Here is a 529-nt window from a genome sequence, read left to right on the forward strand (position 1 = left end):
ACCAAGATCGGCTCGCAGGCCTGGACGGTCGGCACCAAGGTCTATTGGGACGACACCAACAAGCGCTGCACCACGGTAGCGACCGACAACACTCTCATCGGCGTGGCCACCGAGGCGGTGGCGAGCGGCGCCGGCGACACCATCGGCCGGGTGCGCCTGAACGCGGCCTTCTGATGAGCGCCTTCGCCGCCGCAGTGGGCGCGCTCTTCGCGGATCCCAACATCGGCCGAGACGCGATCTACATCGCCGATGGCGGCGCGCCCGTCCTGGTGCGCGTCGTGGCGCGGCGCGCCGATGCGTCGACCTCCTTCGGCGACGCGCGGCTCTGGTCGGAGACTACGCGCGTCGATCTGCGCGTGGCCGAGGTGCCAGCGCCGCGGCCCGGCGACCGCATCGAGATCGACGGCGACGCCTTCCTCATCCAAGGCGAGCCCGTCCGTGATCGTGAACGGCTGGTCTGGACCATCGACCTGCGCCCGGCATGACCGCGATGAAGCTGAAGCTCGACATCGATCCCGACATCGTCGCG

General features: G+C 69.8%; 2 protein-coding genes. Both read left to right on the plus strand.

Features of this window, described 5'->3' with window-relative positions; genetic code table 11:
* On the plus strand, nt 1–174 hold a 174-nt coding region (locus tag E3D03_RS21240; RefSeq protein ID WP_263568582.1), incomplete at its 5' end, for a DUF2190 family protein.
* Nucleotides 174–485 carry a hypothetical protein gene (locus tag E3D03_RS21245; RefSeq protein WP_263568581.1) on the plus strand — a complete coding sequence of 104 codons (312 nt, stop codon included), beginning with the start codon at nt 174–176 and terminating at the stop codon, nt 483–485. The genes E3D03_RS21240 and E3D03_RS21245, both read left to right, overlap by 1 nt.
* Nucleotides 486–529: the final 44 nt, after the last annotated feature.

Source organism: Paracoccus sp. DMF, from assembly GCF_004407025.1.
GTDB lineage: Bacteria > Pseudomonadota > Alphaproteobacteria > Rhodobacterales > Rhodobacteraceae > Paracoccus > Paracoccus aminovorans_B.